The following is a 590-nucleotide window of genomic DNA, read 5'->3' as shown; positions in this document are numbered from 1 at the left end:
GCGGTCATGACGGAAGCGAACATGGACGATACCCAATCGATGTCGGTGTTCTGGATGGCCGTGGTCGCGGCGGGCGCGGCGGCAGCGGCGGCCGGCAGCGGCAGGTCGTTGATAACGAGGAAGCTCACGTCGCCCGGCAGCACATAGGACAGCCGGGCGCGGGCCTGGGTCGTGACGTAGGTGCGGTCGTTCCAGCGCTCCCGCTCGGTCTTGAGCTGGTCGACGGTGGTCTGCTGGGCAGACACGTCGGCGGTGAGCCGGCTGATTTCCTGCTGCTGCTCACCGTAGGTGCGGAGGCCGGGGGCGAGCACGACGACCGCGAGGATGAGGATGCCCATCATCATGAGCGAGAACCCGGACAGGCGCAGGCCGCGAAGCCAGCCACTCATCGGGGTCTCGTCGAGGCCGAGCGCGACGGGCTGCCGTTCAGTGCGTTTCGCGGCCATGGCAACTCCTTTCGCCGGATCCTCGCCGGTTCTCACCGGATAAAAAACAGAGCTCTCGAAGCGCGGGATTCACCCCGCGCTTCGAGAGCTCCAGTCGAAACTAGGCCTTGAAACGGGGGAAGGCAGAGCGGCCCGCGTACACGG

Annotated in this window: 1 protein-coding gene; it reads right to left on the bottom strand. The window is 66.8% G+C overall.

Annotation, left to right across the window (positions count from 1 at the left end; genetic code table 11):
• Positions 1 to 446 (bottom strand): septum formation initiator family protein (locus QN345_RS19720; RefSeq protein WP_323509201.1); only part of this gene is annotated, 446 nt, incomplete at its 3' end.
• Positions 447 to 590 lie beyond the last annotated feature (144 nt).

The sequence above is a fragment of the Cryobacterium sp. 10I1 genome, assembly GCF_035019805.1.
GTDB classification, from domain to species: domain Bacteria; phylum Actinomycetota; class Actinomycetes; order Actinomycetales; family Microbacteriaceae; genus Cryobacterium; species Cryobacterium glucosi.
The sequence above is the reverse complement of the archived record's forward strand: the minus strand, read 5'-3'. Positions and strand labels throughout refer to the sequence as shown.